This window comes from Actinocorallia sp. A-T 12471, from assembly GCF_033875155.1.
In the GTDB taxonomy this organism is placed as follows: Bacteria; Actinomycetota; Actinomycetes; order Streptosporangiales; family Streptosporangiaceae; genus Actinocorallia.
Genome location: NZ_JAWZTE010000001.1, coordinates 582,552 through 596,776 on the forward strand (window position 1 = coordinate 582,552; position 14,225 = coordinate 596,776).

Sequence of the window (14,225 nt, forward strand, 5' to 3'; positions counted from 1 at the left end):
CCTCAGTACCCGGCTTCGGCGTCGACGAGCCCGTCGAGCTCCTCACCGGCCCCGAACCGTCTGACGTTCTCCGCGACGCGTTCGCACAGCATCCGCGCGACGTACTCCGAGGAGTCGGCGCAGTGCGAGGTGATGAGGACCCGGTCGTGCGCCCACAGCGGATGTCCGGCGGGCAGGGGTTCGGGGTCGGTGACGTCGAGCCCTGCGGCCGCGAGGTTCCCCGCGTCGAGGGCCGTGAGCAGCGCGTCGGTGTCGACGTGCGGTCCGCGCGCGACGTTCACCAGGACGGCTCCGGGCGGCAGCAGCGCGAGTTCGGGCGCGCCGACGATGTGCCGGGTCTGCGGGGTGAGCGCGAGCGCGACGACGAGGACGTCCGTCGTGGGCAGGACCGCGTGCAGTTCGCTGACGGGCAGGGTCTCGTCGGCCCCGGGCAGTGGTGAGGCCGAGCGCCGCAGCACCCGGATCCGGCAGCCGAACGGCTGGAGCAGCGCGACGAGTTCGGTGGCGATCCCGCCCCCGCCGAGGATCGTGACGGACAGGCCGCCGAGCGAGCGCGGGTCGATGGGCCGCCACTCGGGGGTGCGCGCGTGCCTGACGAGGTCGCGCAGGCAGGCGAGGGCGAGCATCAGCGCGTGCTCGCTTACCTGTTTGGCAAAACTTCCCTTGGCGCAGGTAAAGGTCTGCGGCCTTGTGAAGGCGTCCTTGAAGTGCTCGACCCCGGCCCAGGGGAGCTGGACCCACCGGATCGAGGGGTGTGCGTCGAGGGCGTCCAGGAGGGGCTCTGGGCCGCCTGGGAGGAGCCAGACCAGCCCCTCGGCCTCCTGTACCGGGACCACCCTCCCACCGCCTCTGACGACGGCCTGGGCCACCTGGTCGCGTAGCGGCCCCACCGCCACGTCGGTGGGCCGGCCGACTCCTTCGATCGCCTTTTCCGGCGCTATGCCGATCTTCACTTCCATATCGTGCAGTCTCTCAGCTCCCACCCGTGACGGATGACGCACAGATTGGCGTGGAATGTCCGATCTTCGCGAGTTACTGTGATCTAGAGGAGCCGAATCGTCACCCAGGAGGAGGACACCATGTCCGAAGCCGTGAAGAAGGGCGAGCGCCTGTCCGGGGAGCGTCGCGAGAAGCTGGCCAAGGAGATCGCCGAGGGGTACCAGGCCGGCCGCAGCATCCGCCAGCTCGCCGCGGAGACCGGCCGCTCCTACGGGGCGGTCCACCGCCTCCTCGTCGACACCGGAGTCCCGCTCCGCGGCCGCGGCGGCGCCCGAAGGCCCAAGTCGACCCCGCCCGGCTCGAAGAGCTGAGTCGAATCGCCGCGCCTCCGCGCGGCGGTGATCGGGCGCCCGGAAGCCGCCGTCTTCCCTGACGACGGCGCGCCCGATCACGCTGTGATGTTCCGCTCGGGACCCGTGGCGTCGGCTGCCCCTCAGGGGCAGCCGATCAGGGCCTGGACGGCTTCGGGGACCGTGTCGTAGAGGGGGATCACCCGGTCGAGGCGGGTGATCTCGAAGGTCTTGCGGACGCGCGGGATCGCGCCCGCGACCGCGACGCCGGGGCCGAGCCCCCGGGTCATGCGCTGGGTCGCGACGATCGAGTTCAGCCCCGCCGCCGCGCAGAACCGCACCTTGCGCATGTCGACGACGACGGCGCGGTCGCCGAAGCCGATGGATTCCAGCAGTGCCCCGCGGAACCACGGCTCGGACGCCACGTCGAGTTCTCCGTGCACGTTCACCAGAACGTACGGCCCGCAGTCGGCCACTTCCGCCCCATAGTCCATGGAACGCCCCTTCCCCGTGACAATTCAGAGTCGCTTGGGTACGCCGAGTTGCCAAGGGGTGGAGCTCGGAAAATTACCGATCTTTGGGACGGCTCCCCGAGGTCATGGCCTCGCCGTCGTCTGGATCTCGTGCACCACAAGCGTCGTCGTCCCCGAGGCGGGCAGCTCGAGTTCGCCGGACGCCTCGTCGCATCCGCCCGTGCACCGCCACGCCACCCGATACTCCACCGTCGCGGTGAGCCTGACGGGTTCTCCGGCCGAGCGCGTCCAGGTGTGGACACACCGCGCGCGCCCGGCGCAGACCTCGCGCCCCTCCGCGCCGAGGTCCCACACGATCCGCACGGGCCGTCCGACGAGTTCGACGCGCCGCCCGGCCGCCGAGGCCGCCGCCCGGTGCTCCCGCCACAGCCCGCGCTGGACCTTCAGCAGCGTGGGCACCCCGACGAACGTCTTCGGGGCGGGCTCGGTATACGGCCGGGGCAAGGGAAGCCGCAGTAGCGCGCGGGCCATCCCGACGACGTCGGCGGTGGTGACGCGCGGCGCGTCCACAAGCGCCTTGTCCACGAGTGCGGTCGCACAGTAATCCGCCAGATCCGGACATGCCGCGACATCCCGCGACGGCTTCCGCACGACGGGCCGCCCCGGCCGGGACGGCCCCGACCCGCCCCCGGAAACCGTGTCAAGACAGGTGATGACGGACCCGGTGTCACAGGCCGGCTCCCCGGGCGGCGCGCCGATCAGCGCGAGCACCAGCGCGCTCAGCACTGACCACCCGCCCGGACCGAGGAGACCTTCCAGGTCCCGTCGAGGACGAGCCTGGTGTGCAGGACTGCCTGCTCGGGCCGTGGCCCCGGCCCGCGCCGCCGTCCCGACCTCGCGTCGAACGTGGTGAACCCCGGCGAGGCGACGCAGTCGACCACATGCGCGGCCCCCGCCTTGATCCAGGCGATCCGCGGGTTCACCGCGGTGTGGGTGCGCCGCACGACCGAGCGCCTGGTCTGGTCCCGGACGACCTCGGTCAGCCGCGACGTGAGCGGCTCGGTCGTGACGGCGTCGAGGCCGGCGGTGTCGTTGCCGCCGAGCGCGGTCTGGAACGCCCGGTGGAAGTCGAGGTAGGCGGCGAGGACCGCCGAGCGCCGGTCGGGTGCCGGGGCGGGGGGCTCGGCGGTCCCGGACGGCTGGAAGATCCCGGCGGCGGCGTTGGAGCAGGCCGTCGCCAGCAGGAGGCAGGCGAGTACGGGACGCATGCCGGGGAGCCTAGGCACCCCGGCCGCGCCGTGTGGTCACTCCGTGAAATCGTGCCGTTACGTACCGAGCGCAATCTCTGACATCTGGTGACTGCGGTCAGGACAGCAGGTCCAGCAGCAGCGCGGAGGGCTCGCCGCCGCCTTCGACGGGGTCGATCAGCGCCGAGGTGTCGATCCTGTCGAATCCGGGACCGACCATGACGTGCTGGGCGAGCGGGTGTTCCGGCCGGTATCCGCGCCGGCGGAGCGCGTCGCCGAGCAGCGGCCCGAGGACCCGGCTGACGGGGAACAGATCGGGCGATTCCGCACCGGCTTTGCGCAGCAGTTCCGCCGCGCGTCCCTGCCTGACCAGCGCGACGACGTCGGCCCCGAGGACCACGGGATGCCCGAGGAGGTCGGCGACCGCGCCCCTGATCCCGACGACGCACCGGTAGGCGGCGTCCTCCCAGACGGCGTCGTCGACCCCGTCGAAGGTGACGCCGCGCAGCCCCGCGGGTTCCGGCTCGCGCGGCACGCCCCCGAGCCGCACCGAGGTCGGGCACCCCGACGGCGACGGGCACGGCGGCGGCGCGGGCACCGCCGCGGTCGCGAGCCCTTCGGCGAGCGCCTTGGCGAACCCCGCCTCGACCTCGACGGGCAGGGGCCGCAGCGGCACCGGACGCGCCGCGTCGGGCCGCCGCTCGCGGAACCTGCTGTGCCGCCACGCGTCCCACAGGTCGACCGGGTACCACCCGGCGGCGGCAAGCGGCCCGACGTACTGCAGCACAAACCGCTCGAACGTGAACGAGAGGTACGAGGAGTGGACGAGTGCGGCCGCGACCGACTCCGGCGAGGTCACCAGCGCCTCGGTGACGGACGCGCCGCCCCCCGCCCGGAACGCGAGCCGCTGCGACGCCGCCGCCTGCGGCCTGGCGAGTTCATGCGCGACGACCGCCGCGAGCTCATGCGCCGGCAGGTCGAGCACATGCGGCAATCCGAGCAGCAACCGCCCGGGCACCGCCGCGACCTCCGCCCGCGCGTGCAGGCAGATCTCCTCGGGCGCGGACACCCCGAGCCGGGCCGCCGTGTCTTGCACCAACAGCCACAGGTCGGGCTGCCCCTCGAAGGTCACCGGCATGAAGGCCATCGGCGCCGCGGCAACCGGTACGGCATGTTCCGTACCGCCCTGCCCGAGTCGCGAGGCATGCACTGTGTTCCTCATGAAAACCGGAGGCTACCAACCCCCTAAGACAGCACTTTCGGGTGGCCGGGAGGTGGCCGGGGGGTGATGGGGGCGGGCGGGTCTCTACGCTGGGGGGATGCTGCGCCTCTTCGAGACCCGGACCGAACAGGTCGTCGGAGTCCGGCCCGGGCCCCTGAGACTCTATGTCCAGGCGGCCGATGACCTGCGCGTCTGCGTGACCGCCGATCTTGTGCGGCGGGTCGCGTCGCGGCTGCGCAGGCGCTCGCTGACCACCGCAGCTCAGGCGGCGGATCACACCGCCTACAACGTGCCCCCGCTGGACGCGGGAGACCCGCTTCCGGGGGCGCTGGGTGTGGGAAACGTCACTTCCGGCGGCGATGTGGTGTCCGCGCCGTGGCTTGTCCCGGCCGCGCCCGACGACCCGCTGACGCTGCGGCTCGCGCTCCTGGCCCGGCACTACCGGGCCGAGGCGGCGCTGACCCCGGCCGACCTCGCCGAGGCCGAGGCGCGGCTTGAGCGGTGGCGGCGGCTGCTCGCGGCCTGGGCGACGGAGCCGTCGCGCGCGCCCGACCCGGCCTACGCCAAGGAGTCCCTGGAAGCCCTGTGCGACGACCTCGACGTCCCCGAGGCGCTGCGCGTGCTCGACCGGCTCGCCGACGACCCCGGCGTCGCCCCCGGCGCGAAGCTGGAGACCGCGCTCCAGCTCGACCAGATCCTCGCCCTCGACCTGCCGAGGGCCATCGGGACGGTCTGACGTGGCCTCACAGGGGGCCGAGCGCGGGCACCGGGCCGCCGTGCGGGGGCGCGCCGCCCGCCTTGCGGACCGCGGCGAAGCGCAGCCGCACATAGTCGGCCACCCAGCCGGATTCACGCCGCAGCGCGGGCGCGGCCAGGTCGTTGACCCGCGCGAGCAGCGCAGGGGCGATCTCGGCGGGGACCTCGCGCAGCGGCTCGGCGGCGAACACCCGCACCCAGTCGGCCGCGCCGCCCGGCCCCTCGGTCATCCGGGTGGGCCGGTCGAAGTACTCGAGGATGCGGACGGTGAATCCGGCCTCCTCGAGCCGCGCGGCGTAACCGGCGGGGGTGGGGAAGTACCAGGGCAGTTCCGGCTCGGTGAGCCCGAACTCGCGCCAGGCGGTCTGCATCGCGGCGATCAGCTCGGCGCAGTTGCCCGCGCCGCCCATCTCCGCGACGAACCTGCCGCCGGGCCGCAGCGCCGAGTACACCTGCGCGATGACGGCGTCGGGATCACGGGCCATCCAGTGCAGCGCGGACATCGAGATCACCGCGTCATAGGGGTCGGAGACGGTGAAGTCGTGCGCGTCGCCGAGCGCGAAGGACAGCTCGGGGAAGTTGACGGTGGCCTGCGCGATGAGCAGCGGGTTGCCGTCGATGCCCAGGGGGTCGGCGCCGCGCGCGTGCAGTTCGGCGGTGAGCAGGCCCGCGCCGCAGCCCAGGTCGATGACGCGCTCGCCGGGCTGCGGGTCGAGCAGGTCGATGAGCGGGGCGCCGTGGGCGGAGACATATCCGAAGGCGGAGTCATATGTCGCCACGGACCAGTTCATGCGCCGAAGATATCCGACCTGTGCCCTCCGGCGGGGGTCGTCCGGGCACCCCGAGGGCCCCGTCCTAGAATCAGATTCGAGAATCGGTGTCGGAAAGGCGGACCCATGACGTACCAGGAGATCGGCTACGAGGTCGCGGACGGCGTCGCCGTCCTCACCCTCAACCGGCCCGAGAGGATGAACGCCTACACCAACACCATGCGCCTCGAGACCCTCGACGCGTTCGACCGGATCGACGCCGACGACGCCGTCCGCGCGGTCGTGGTGACGGGCGCGGGCCGCGCCTTCTGCGCGGGAGCCGACCTCGAGGGCGGCGGCGACACGTTCAACTACGAGCAGGCCAAGGACATGTTCGCCGAGGACGACACCCTGTCCGACGGCAAGACCCCGCGTGACGGCGGCGGCACGGTGGTCCTGCGCATAGCGCGCTGCCTCAAGCCGGTGATCGCCGCGGTGAACGGCGCGGCGGTGGGCGTCGGCGCGACGATGACGCTGCCGATGGACGTCAGGATCGCCTCGGAGAACGCCAAGTTCGGCTTCGTCTTCGCGCGGCGCGGGATCGTCACCGAGGCGGCTTCGTCCTGGTACCTCCCGCGTGTCGTGGGGATCTCCCAGGCGATGGAGTGGGCGATGACCGGCCGGGTCTTCCCCGCGTCCGAGGCGCTCGCCGGCCGTCTCGTCTCCCGTGTGGTGCCGCCGGAGGAGCTGCTGCCCGCCGCGATCGCGCTGGGCCGCGAGGTCGCCGACAACACCTCGGCCGTCGCCGTCGCGGCGATCCGCCGCCTGATGTACGCGGGCCTTTCGGCCGAGACGCCCTGGCAGGCCCACGCCAACGACTCGCGCCTCATGACGGAGCTCGGCTCGGCCCCCGACGCCGCCGAGGGCATCACGTCGTTCCTGGAGAAGCGCGCGGCGGTCTTCCCGATGAAGGTCTCCGGCGACCTGCCCGAGGCCCTGCCGGAGTTCCCCAAGCGCCGCGAGGACTAGCGCGCCCGGCGCTCGGGCGCGGGAGGGACCTTCTTTCCCGCGACCAGCGCCGAGGCGGGAACCTCGACCAGCTCACCGGTCCGCCGCCGCACGCGCAGCACCCCGTCCGCCCACGACTCAAGGACGCCCACCACATCGGAGTACCCTCCGGTCTGGAGGGTGCGGCGCAGCGAGACCCGCGCGCCGACGTCCGCTGGCGAGACCGCGACGACGAGGCGCGCGGCGAACTGGGATGACAAGTGGGTACCCCCACGTCGAAATGACTGCCCTGCGCCAGCAATACTATTGCCCACAAGCTTACGGTGAGCCGTGGCTGACGGCGGGGCCGGGGAAGTACCGAGAGGAGTAAGGCGTGACCTACGTCATCGCGCAGCCTTGCGTGGACGTTCTCGACAAGGCATGTATTGAGGAGTGCCCGGTCGACTGCATCTACGAGGGGCAGCGCCAGCTCTACATCCACCCGGACGAGTGCGTCGACTGTGGCGCCTGCGAGCCCGTGTGCCCCGTGGAGGCGATCTACTACGAGGACGACCTTCCCGACCAGTGGAAGGACTTCTACAAGGTCAACACCGAGTTCTTCGACGACATGGGCGCCCCCGGAGGCGCGTCGAAGGTCGGCAAGATCGAACGCGACCACCCGATCACCGCGGCTCTGCCCCCCCAGGGCGAGTAAAGATCTTCAGCTCTCGGCCGCGGTCCGCGCAGGGCCGCGGCCGAGAGCCGTTTTCATTCCCTAAGGAGCGTCACCGATGGATCTGCCCGATTTCCCGTGGGACCGACTGGAGCCGTTCAAGACCACGGCCTCGGCACACCCCGGCGGGATCGTGGACCTTTCCGTCGGCACCCCGGTCGATCCGACGCCCGAGGTCGCGCGGCGCGCGCTGATCGCGGCGGCGGACTCGCCCGGCTACCCGCAGACGTGGGGCACGCCCGCGCTGCGTGAGGCGGCCGCGGGCTGGCTCGCGCGCGCGCTGGGCGTCACCGTCCCGGCCGACGCCGTGCTGCCGGTGATCGGCACCAAGGAGCTCGTGGCGTGGCTGCCGAAGCTGCTCGACGTGCGGCCCGGCGACACCGTCGTCTTCCCCGAGCTCGCCTACCCCACCTATGACGTGGGCGCGCGCATCGCCGGCGCGACCGGGGTCCCGTCCGACGGCCTCGTCACGCTCGGCCCCGTCGTGCCGAAGATGATCTGGGTGAACTCGCCGTCGAACCCGACCGGCCGGGTCCTGCCGCCCGAGCATCTGCGCAAGGTCGTGGCGTGGGCGCGCGAGCGCGGCGTGCCCGTCGTCAGCGACGAGTGCTACATCGAGCTGGTGTGGGAGGGGCCGAAGCCGCTGTCGATCCTGCACCCCGACATCTCGGGCGGATCGCACGAGGGCCTGCTGGCGATCCACTCGCTGTCCAAGCGCTCGAACCTCGCGGGCTACCGTGCCGGGTTCGTCACCGGCGACCCGGCGATGGTGAAGGCGCTGCTGGAGATCCGCAAGCACGCGGGGATGATCGTGCCCGCGCCCGTCCAGGCCGCGATGGCCGCCGCCTACGGTGACGACGCGCACTTCGCCGAGCAGTACGCGCGCTATGCGGCGCGGCGTGGCGCGCTCAAGGCGGCGCTCGAGGGCCACGGCTTCCGGATCGAGCACTCCGAGGCCGCCCTGTACCTGTGGGCCACCCGCGACGAGCCATGCTGGGACACCGTCGCGTACCTCGCCGAGCTGGGCATTCTCGTCGCGCCCGGCGAGTTCTACGGGTCGGCGGGCGGACGGCACGTGCGCGTCGCGATCACCGCGACGGACGAAAGGGTCGAACAGGCCGTGGCGCGGCTGAAGTAACGGCCACTATGATCCCCACGATTCCTCCGGGACACGGGCGTCCGGAGGCTCCCCCCGGATCGTGTGGACGGTGCAGTGCTCGGACTCCTCGAAGTGCCCTATCGCGACACGAGCGCGCGGGCGCTCGCGTTCGCGCTCGACGAGCCGCGCCATGACGCGCTGGCCGTCGCCGCGGTCGCCGTCGCGGGCCTGACCGTCGAACTCCGCCTGCTCGGCGCGTCCCACCAGGTCGCCGCGGGGCCGGTGCTGGAGACCGTCGCGTGCCTTCCCGGACGCGACGGCGGCCTGCCGCCGCGCGCCGAAGCCGGGCTCGACGGGTGGCGTTACGCGTTCACCTCGCGCACCCGCGACGCCGTCGACTTCCCCGCCGCCCTCGCCGAGATCACCGCGCTGCTCGACCGGCCGGACGCCCTCAGCGGCGTCTTCCCCGGCGACCCCGGCGCGCTGACCGGAATCGTCGTGGACCCGTGCGCGGGCGGGGTCGTCTGGCGGACGTGGCACACCTACCCGGGCCCGGGACAGATCCGGACGGGACAGATCCAGACGGGACAGATCGTCGAGACCTCGTCGCGGCTCGTGCGTGCGGGGTCGGCGTGAAGGGCGCGGCCTGGGGAGGCGGCATCCTCGTCTTCATCGGCGCGCTCATCGCCGCGCTGGTCCTGCTGAACGGCTCGCGCTCGCCGGACGGGTGGATCGCCGACCACTACGCGCGCAGCGGCGACGCCTGGACCACCCAGAAGGACCCCCTGGCCGCCGCCGACGAGCTCAGCGACGAGTTCCGTCCGGTCGACCGGGTGGTGGACCCGTCGGGCGTGTTCCTGCGCTACCCCGAGGTGATCGTCGCGGTGCTCGCCGCGGGCGCGGGCAGCAAGGTGTACGTCGACCGCGCGGACGTCGGGTACCAGCGGTGGCACAAGCACGTCGGCGGACGGTGGGGCGGCCCCGCCGGGCACGCGACCCTGTTCCGCGGCGGCGGTCCTGGAGACGGCAAATGAGCGGCCAGACGGGCGGCCAGACCAAGGCGTGGCAGGTGTGGCTGTGGATTCTCGTCCCGCTCGTCCTGTTCGTCGGCCTGCCGATCGGCTGGGGCATGTACGACGACGGCGTGTTCGACGAGGACCTCACCTACGACGTCACCGCGACGGCGCTCGGCGCGGGCGACACCGCGCGCGTCCAGGAGATCTACACCGAGGCCGCCATCGCGCACGGCGTCTGCTACGGCTGGCGGATCGACGCCGGAACGGGCGCGCCGATCGAGGAGGGCTCCAACCTCGGGCTCGGCGTCGACGTCGCCGACCAGACGGAGCGGTGCCCGAGATGGCTGCGCATGTCCGTCACGTACTCCTACATGTGGAAGGAGTGGAGCTCGGTCAACGTCTCGGTGACCGACAACGTCGCCGAGGTCGACATCGACCCGAACGTGCTGGAGAGCCACGGCATCGTGCAGACGCTCGAGCCCGAGGGGGTCTCGCAGCTCGCCGACATCCTCGGCTCGCTGCCGATGCTGGCGGCGGCGTCCGACGGTCCGGGCGGGCTCGCGCCGGTGCCCGCGCGCGAGCAGACGCCCGACCCCACCGCCTCCACCAACGACGAGCTCGCGCCGGTCCACGGCGTCGGCTGGTACCTCACGCTGGGCGTCAGCGGCCTCCTTGTCGCGCTCGGCATCTACTGGATCATCTCCGGCGCGGTGAAGGCGCGGAAGGCGAGGCACTTCAATGCTTGACGACCTGCTCGGCGAGTCGCTCGCCACCCTCGCCTACGGCGGCCTCGGCATCGCGCTGCTCGCGCTCGGCTTCCTCGTGGTCGACCTGCTGACGCCCGGCCACCTCGGGCGGATCATCTGGACCGAGGGCGGGCGCGGCGGGGCCGTCGTGCTCGCGGCCAAGCTGCTGGGCCTCGGCGCGATCATCACCACGGCGATCGTGGTCAGCGAGGAGGGCCTGCTCGAAGGGCTGCTCAGCACCGTCGTGTACGCGCTGCTCGGCATCGTGCTGTCGGTCGTCGCGTTCTTCATCCTCGACGCGATCACCCCTGGCAAGCTCGGCGAGACGCTGCTTTCTGGCGGGAGCTCGCCGCACGCGTCGGCGTGGGTGGTGGCCGCGACCGACCTCGCGACGGCGGCGATCGTCTGCGCGTCCATCAGTTGACGCTCGCGCAGTTGACGTTCCTTCGATCGGCGCGGGTGCGGCGCTCGCTCGTCCTCGCCGCGGTCTTCGTCTGCGCGGCGTGCGGGCTCGTGTACGAGCTCGCGCTCGTCGCGCTCGGCAGCTATCTGGTCGGCAACTCCATCACCCAGGCTTCGATCGTGCTGTCGGTGATGGTCTGCGCGATGGGCGTCGGCTCGCTCGCGGCCAAGCCGCTCCAGTCGCGCGCGCTCGTCGCGTTCGCGCTGATCGAGGCGGCGCTGGCGCTGCTCGGCGGACTGTCGGTACTGCTGCTCTACGCGGCGTTCGCGTGGCTCGACCTCTATGTCCCGATGCTCGTGCTGGCCGCGTCGGTGCTCGGGGCGCTCATCGGCGCGGAGATCCCGCTGCTGATGACGCTGCTGCAGAAGATCCGCAGGCAGGAGGCGGGGTCGGCGGTCGCTGACCTCTTCGCCGCCGACTATGTGGGCGCGCTCGTCGGCGGGCTCGCGTTCCCGTTCCTGCTGCTTCCGCTGTTCGGGCAGATCCGTGGCGCGCTCGTCGTCGGGGCGGTCAACGCCGTCGCGGGCATGGCCGTGGTGCTGTGGATCTTCCGGGCGGATGTCGCCCGGGGCGTCAAGGCCGCGCTGTGGGGGGTGATGGGCGGGGTGCTCGTGCTGCTCGGCGGCGTGTACGTCAAGGCCGACGCGTTCGAGGTGACGGCCCGCCAGGCGCTCTACAACGACCCCGTGGCCTTCGCTACGCGCAGCCGGTACCAGGAGATCGTCCTCACCGAGAAGGTGAGTCTTTCGGGACGCTCGGACACCCGGTTGTTTCTCAACGGGGACCTCCAGTTCTCCTCGGTGGACGAGTACCGGTACCACGAGGCGCTGGTCCACCCCGCGCTCGCCGGGAGCCGCGGCCGCGTCCTGATCCTCGGCGGAGGCGACGGCCTCGCGCTGCGCGAGGTCCTGCGGTACCCGGACGTCCGGGAGGTGACGCTTGTGGAGCTCGACCCGGAGATCGTGGCGTTGGCGCGGACGCACGCGCGGCTGAAGGAGCTGAACGGGGGAGCGTTCGAGGACGGGCGCGTCACCGTCGTCAACGAGGACGCGTTCACGTGGGCGCGTGACGGGCGCGAGCCTTACGACGCCGTCATCGTCGACTTCCCCGACCCGGACGAGGTCGCCACGGCCAAGCTGTACTCGGCGGAGTTCTACGGGCTCGCACGGCACCTCATAGCCGACGGCGGAAGGATGGTCGTCCAGGCGGGGTCGCCCTACTTCGCGCCCAGGTCGTTCTGGTGCATCGACAAGACGATCCGGGAAGCGGGCCTGCGTACGCTGCCGTACCACGTGGACGTGCCGAGCTTCGGGGACTGGGGGTTCGTTATGGCGTCGTCCGGCGAGCCCTCCTTGGGGATCTCCGGGGACGCGCCCCCTACGCGGTTCCTTGACTCCGACGTACTGAGCGCGGCCCGTGTGTTCGCGCGCGACCTGCGGCGTGACGACGTCGAGGCCAACACCCTCGTCCGGCCGGTGATCGTCGGTTATGAGGATGCCGAATGGCAGGATTTCTAGGGATCTTTCCGGAAGAATTCCCCCATGGCACCGATCGCAATGATCCAGGCATATGTGGAGAAGCTCGTCGCGGAGATGCTCGAGCTCGACGGTCCCCTCGCCGTCGACAAGGACGGGTCCATCCCCGTCCGGCGCGGCAGCGCGCTGTACTACATCGACGTGATCGACCGCGGCGACAGCCCCCACCTGGTCCGCGTCTGGTCGATCGTCCTGCGCAACGTCGCCGGGGGCCGCCAGCTCCTCAAGGCGCTCAACTCGATCAACGGGCGCATCCTGCAGGCCAAGGTCTTCCTCACCGACGAGGGCAAGGTGATCATGAGCACCGAGCTGCTCGCCGACACCGTCACCGTCGCCAACCTGTCTTACGCCTGCGACGCCATCGGCGACCTCGCCGACAGGTTCGACGACGAGCTCCAGGCCGACTTCAGCGGCGAGAAGTCCTTCGAGGACGACGAGGACGCGGTAAGCGTATGAGCGCCGCACTCGCCGCCTTCAGCGACGAGCTGGCCGGACTCGCCGAGCGGGTGCTCCCGTCCGTCGCCGCGCTCACCCTCAAGTCCACGCGCGGCGTCGCGTTCGGCTCCGGCTTCGTGCTCGACGGGACCGGCCACGTCGTCACCAACCACCACGTCATCGAGGACGGCGGCGAGATCGTCGCCGACCTTCCCGGGCGGCCGTCGCAGGCGATCGAGGTCGTCGGCGCGGACCGGCTCACCGACCTCGCCGTCCTGCGGCTCGCCGAGGCGCCGGCGTCCCACCTCGACCTGCGCGACGAGCCGGCGCGGCTCGGCGAGCTGTGCCTCGCGCTCGGATCGCCGCTCGGGCTGTTCCCCGAGTCGGTGTCGCTCGGCATCGTCAGCGGCCTCGCCCGCTCGCTGCCGACCCGCGACGGCGTCCGGTCGCTGGAACGCGTGCTGCAGACCGACTGCGCGATCAACCCCGGCAACTCCGGCGGACCCCTCGTGGACTCGCGCGGGCGGGTCCTCGGCGTCAACACCGCGATCCGGCGTGACGGGGCGGGCATCGGCTTCGCCGTCCCTGCCTCGACCGTGGCCGCCGTTACGGCCGAGCTGATAGCGCGCGGACGCGTCGCGAGGGCGTCGCTGGGGGTGTCGATCGCCGAGCGGCACGTGGAGATCGACGGGCGCAGGACCAAGTGCCAGGTCATCACCCGCGTCGGCGGCGGCTCGGACCTCCGCGTCGGCGACGCGCTGCTCGCGGTGAACGGCATCGCCATCGACGGCAGGGCGGCCCTGTACGACCAGCTGGGCGGCGACCGGATCGGCGTCGCCCTGACCCTCGCAGTCCACCGCGAGGGCGCCCTGTGCCACGTTGAGGTCGTCCCCGCCGCGCTGGACGGCTGACCCCCCGACCCCGTCGTACAATCCCGGCAAATGCCGACCCCTGGAAGGTTCCGCATGCTGGAACTGTCGCCGCCCACCGTCGAGATCAAGGCCGACGCCCTCTCGTTCACCCTCGACGAGCCGGCGCTCGGCCCGACCGCCGTGCGCGGCTGGCGGATCGCGGGCGTCGACGTCCAGGCGCGGCTGCTGCCGACCGGGTTCCAGGTCGTCGCGGGGCCGTGCGTGGAGACCGTCGCGCAGCTCGAAGGCCGTCAGGGACCCCTGCCGTACCACCTCGGCCGTGACGTCGGCGGGTGGTCGCATGTCTTCACCGCCGACGTGTACCGCCGCGACTACGCCGACTTCACCCGGGCCGTCGCCTTCCTGCGCAGGTACCTCACCGACCGGGACGACGCCCTCGCCGCGTCGTTCCCCGGCCGTCAGGACGTCCTGTGCGGGGTCCTGGTGCGGCAGCTGCGCCGGGGGATCGAGTGGCGCGGCTGGTACACCTTCCCCGACACGCGCCAGGTGGTGAGCACGCGGAGTCGGCTTCTGATCGGATGAGCTGACTTGGTACGCTCGGGT

20 protein-coding genes are annotated in these 14,225 nt (G+C 72.0%); 13 read left to right on the top strand and 7 right to left on the bottom strand.

What is annotated here, in order from left to right:
* Positions 1 to 2 precede the first annotated feature (2 nt).
* Positions 3 to 959, bottom strand: a complete 957-nt coding sequence (locus R9X44_RS02750) for a D-isomer specific 2-hydroxyacid dehydrogenase family protein (protein ID WP_319812326.1) — start codon at positions 957 to 959, stop codon at positions 3 to 5.
* A 120-nt stretch (positions 960 to 1,079) separates the two neighbouring features.
* On the opposite strand from R9X44_RS02750, the gene R9X44_RS02755 reads away from it, so the two are divergent.
* A complete protein-coding gene (locus tag R9X44_RS02755) occupies positions 1,080 to 1,310 on the top strand; it encodes a helix-turn-helix domain-containing protein (RefSeq protein WP_319812327.1) in 231 nt (76 codons plus the stop codon).
* 122 nt (positions 1,311 to 1,432) lie between these two features.
* Here the strand turns inward: R9X44_RS02755 and R9X44_RS02760 are convergent, their stop codons facing one another.
* The 4 genes from R9X44_RS02760 to R9X44_RS02775 all read right to left on the bottom strand — a co-directional run bounded on the left by R9X44_RS02760 (position 1,433) and on the right by R9X44_RS02775 (position 4,147).
* Positions 1,433 to 1,783, bottom strand: coding sequence for an STAS domain-containing protein (locus R9X44_RS02760; RefSeq protein ID WP_319812328.1), 351 nt, complete (start codon positions 1,781 to 1,783; stop codon positions 1,433 to 1,435).
* A 102-nt stretch (positions 1,784 to 1,885) separates the two neighbouring features.
* Positions 1,886 to 2,548 carry a hypothetical protein gene (locus R9X44_RS02765; RefSeq protein ID WP_319812329.1) on the bottom strand — a complete coding sequence of 221 codons (663 nt, stop codon included), beginning with the start codon at positions 2,546 to 2,548 and terminating at the stop codon, positions 1,886 to 1,888.
* Positions 2,542 to 3,030: a hypothetical protein gene (locus R9X44_RS02770; protein ID WP_319812330.1), complete on the bottom strand. Its 489-nt coding sequence runs from the start codon at positions 3,028 to 3,030 to the stop codon at positions 2,542 to 2,544. The genes R9X44_RS02765 and R9X44_RS02770 overlap by 7 nt, the downstream gene beginning before the upstream one ends.
* A 97-nt stretch (positions 3,031 to 3,127) precedes the next feature.
* The gene (locus R9X44_RS02775; protein WP_319812331.1) at positions 3,128 to 4,147 is read right to left on the bottom strand and encodes a hypothetical protein; all 1,020 of its coding nucleotides are present in this window, start codon (positions 4,145 to 4,147) and stop codon (positions 3,128 to 3,130) included.
* Between the two features lie 181 nt (positions 4,148 to 4,328).
* Between R9X44_RS02775 and R9X44_RS02780 the strand changes: the two genes are divergently transcribed.
* Positions 4,329 to 4,967: a hypothetical protein gene (locus R9X44_RS02780; RefSeq protein ID WP_319812798.1), complete on the top strand. Its 639-nt coding sequence runs from the start codon at positions 4,329 to 4,331 to the stop codon at positions 4,965 to 4,967.
* Between the two features lie 7 nt (positions 4,968 to 4,974).
* On the opposite strand, the gene R9X44_RS02785 is transcribed toward R9X44_RS02780, so the two are convergent.
* Positions 4,975 to 5,778, bottom strand: a complete 804-nt coding sequence (locus tag R9X44_RS02785) for a class I SAM-dependent methyltransferase (protein WP_319812332.1) — start codon at positions 5,776 to 5,778, stop codon at positions 4,975 to 4,977.
* 105 nt (positions 5,779 to 5,883) lie between these two features.
* On the opposite strand from R9X44_RS02785, the gene R9X44_RS02790 reads away from it, so the two are divergent.
* The gene (locus R9X44_RS02790) at positions 5,884 to 6,765 is read left to right on the top strand and encodes a crotonase/enoyl-CoA hydratase family protein (protein WP_319812333.1); all 882 of its coding nucleotides are present in this window, start codon (positions 5,884 to 5,886) and stop codon (positions 6,763 to 6,765) included.
* Here R9X44_RS02790 and R9X44_RS02795 read toward each other — a convergent pair.
* Positions 6,762 to 7,004, bottom strand: coding sequence for a hypothetical protein (locus R9X44_RS02795; RefSeq protein WP_319812334.1), 243 nt, complete (start codon positions 7,002 to 7,004; stop codon positions 6,762 to 6,764). The two genes, R9X44_RS02790 and R9X44_RS02795, sit on opposite strands and share 4 nt — an antisense overlap.
* A gap of 113 nt (positions 7,005 to 7,117) precedes the next feature.
* Here R9X44_RS02795 and fdxA point away from each other — a divergent pair, with 113 nt between their 5' ends.
* The 10 genes from fdxA to R9X44_RS02845 all read left to right on the top strand — a co-directional run bounded on the left by fdxA (position 7,118) and on the right by R9X44_RS02845 (position 14,204).
* On the top strand, positions 7,118 to 7,438 hold the full coding sequence (gene fdxA, locus R9X44_RS02800) for a ferredoxin (protein WP_319812335.1): 321 nt from the start codon (positions 7,118 to 7,120) through the stop codon (positions 7,436 to 7,438).
* 76 nt (positions 7,439 to 7,514) lie between these two features.
* Positions 7,515 to 8,594, top strand: coding sequence for a succinyldiaminopimelate transaminase (gene dapC, locus R9X44_RS02805; protein ID WP_319812336.1), 1,080 nt, complete (start codon positions 7,515 to 7,517; stop codon positions 8,592 to 8,594).
* 75 nt (positions 8,595 to 8,669) lie between these two features.
* Complete coding sequence (locus R9X44_RS02810; RefSeq protein WP_319812337.1) at positions 8,670 to 9,191, top strand: DUF2617 family protein; 522 nt, start codon at positions 8,670 to 8,672, stop codon at positions 9,189 to 9,191.
* Complete coding sequence (locus R9X44_RS02815) at positions 9,188 to 9,589, top strand: DUF4247 domain-containing protein (RefSeq protein ID WP_319812338.1); 402 nt, start codon at positions 9,188 to 9,190, stop codon at positions 9,587 to 9,589. The genes R9X44_RS02810 and R9X44_RS02815 overlap by 4 nt, the downstream gene beginning before the upstream one ends.
* Entirely contained in the window at positions 9,586 to 10,317 is a 732-nt protein-coding gene (locus R9X44_RS02820; protein WP_319812339.1) for a hypothetical protein, read from the top strand. Before R9X44_RS02815 ends, R9X44_RS02820 begins: the two co-directional genes overlap by 4 nt.
* Positions 10,310 to 10,741 carry a DUF350 domain-containing protein gene (locus R9X44_RS02825; RefSeq protein WP_319812340.1) on the top strand — a complete coding sequence of 144 codons (432 nt, stop codon included), beginning with the start codon at positions 10,310 to 10,312 and terminating at the stop codon, positions 10,739 to 10,741. Before R9X44_RS02820 ends, R9X44_RS02825 begins: the two co-directional genes overlap by 8 nt.
* A gap of 11 nt (positions 10,742 to 10,752) precedes the next feature.
* A complete protein-coding gene (locus R9X44_RS02830) occupies positions 10,753 to 12,297 on the top strand; it encodes a polyamine aminopropyltransferase (protein ID WP_319812341.1) in 1,545 nt (514 codons plus the stop codon).
* A gap of 24 nt (positions 12,298 to 12,321) precedes the next feature.
* The gene (locus tag R9X44_RS02835; RefSeq protein WP_319812342.1) at positions 12,322 to 12,771 is read left to right on the top strand and encodes a T3SS (YopN, CesT) and YbjN peptide-binding chaperone 1; all 450 of its coding nucleotides are present in this window, start codon (positions 12,322 to 12,324) and stop codon (positions 12,769 to 12,771) included.
* Positions 12,768 to 13,661, top strand: a complete 894-nt coding sequence (locus R9X44_RS02840; protein ID WP_319812343.1) for a S1C family serine protease — start codon at positions 12,768 to 12,770, stop codon at positions 13,659 to 13,661. Before R9X44_RS02835 ends, R9X44_RS02840 begins: the two co-directional genes overlap by 4 nt.
* 30 nt (positions 13,662 to 13,691) lie before the next feature.
* Positions 13,692 to 14,204: a DUF2617 family protein gene (locus R9X44_RS02845; protein WP_319812344.1), complete on the top strand. Its 513-nt coding sequence runs from the start codon at positions 13,692 to 13,694 to the stop codon at positions 14,202 to 14,204.
* Positions 14,205 to 14,225 lie beyond the last annotated feature (21 nt).

Excerpts from the sequence above, each read along its gene's own strand:
- R9X44_RS02750 (WP_319812326.1), bottom strand. The coding sequence starts at position 959 with ATGGAAGTGAAGATCGGCATAGCGCCGGAAAAGGCGATCGAAGGAGTC.
- R9X44_RS02755 (WP_319812327.1), top strand. The coding sequence starts at position 1,080 with ATGTCCGAAGCCGTGAAGAAGGGCGAGCGCCTGTCCGGGGAGCGTCGC.
- R9X44_RS02760 (WP_319812328.1), bottom strand. The coding sequence starts at position 1,783 with ATGGACTATGGGGCGGAAGTGGCCGACTGCGGGCCGTACGTTCTGGTG.
- R9X44_RS02770 (WP_319812330.1), bottom strand. The coding sequence starts at position 3,030 with ATGCGTCCCGTACTCGCCTGCCTCCTGCTGGCGACGGCCTGCTCCAAC.
- R9X44_RS02775 (WP_319812331.1), bottom strand. The coding sequence starts at position 4,147 with ATGCCGGTGACCTTCGAGGGGCAGCCCGACCTGTGGCTGTTGGTGCAA.
- R9X44_RS02780 (WP_319812798.1), top strand. The coding sequence starts at position 4,329 with ATGCTGCGCCTCTTCGAGACCCGGACCGAACAGGTCGTCGGAGTCCGG.
- R9X44_RS02785 (WP_319812332.1), bottom strand. The coding sequence starts at position 5,778 with ATGAACTGGTCCGTGGCGACATATGACTCCGCCTTCGGATATGTCTCC.
- R9X44_RS02790 (WP_319812333.1), top strand. The coding sequence starts at position 5,884 with ATGACGTACCAGGAGATCGGCTACGAGGTCGCGGACGGCGTCGCCGTC.
- dapC (WP_319812336.1), top strand. The coding sequence starts at position 7,515 with ATGGATCTGCCCGATTTCCCGTGGGACCGACTGGAGCCGTTCAAGACC.
- R9X44_RS02820 (WP_319812339.1), top strand. The coding sequence starts at position 9,586 with ATGAGCGGCCAGACGGGCGGCCAGACCAAGGCGTGGCAGGTGTGGCTG.
- R9X44_RS02825 (WP_319812340.1), top strand. The coding sequence starts at position 10,310 with ATGCTTGACGACCTGCTCGGCGAGTCGCTCGCCACCCTCGCCTACGGC.
- R9X44_RS02835 (WP_319812342.1), top strand. The coding sequence starts at position 12,322 with ATGGCACCGATCGCAATGATCCAGGCATATGTGGAGAAGCTCGTCGCG.
- R9X44_RS02840 (WP_319812343.1), top strand. The coding sequence starts at position 12,768 with ATGAGCGCCGCACTCGCCGCCTTCAGCGACGAGCTGGCCGGACTCGCC.
- R9X44_RS02845 (WP_319812344.1), top strand. The coding sequence starts at position 13,692 with ATGCCGACCCCTGGAAGGTTCCGCATGCTGGAACTGTCGCCGCCCACC.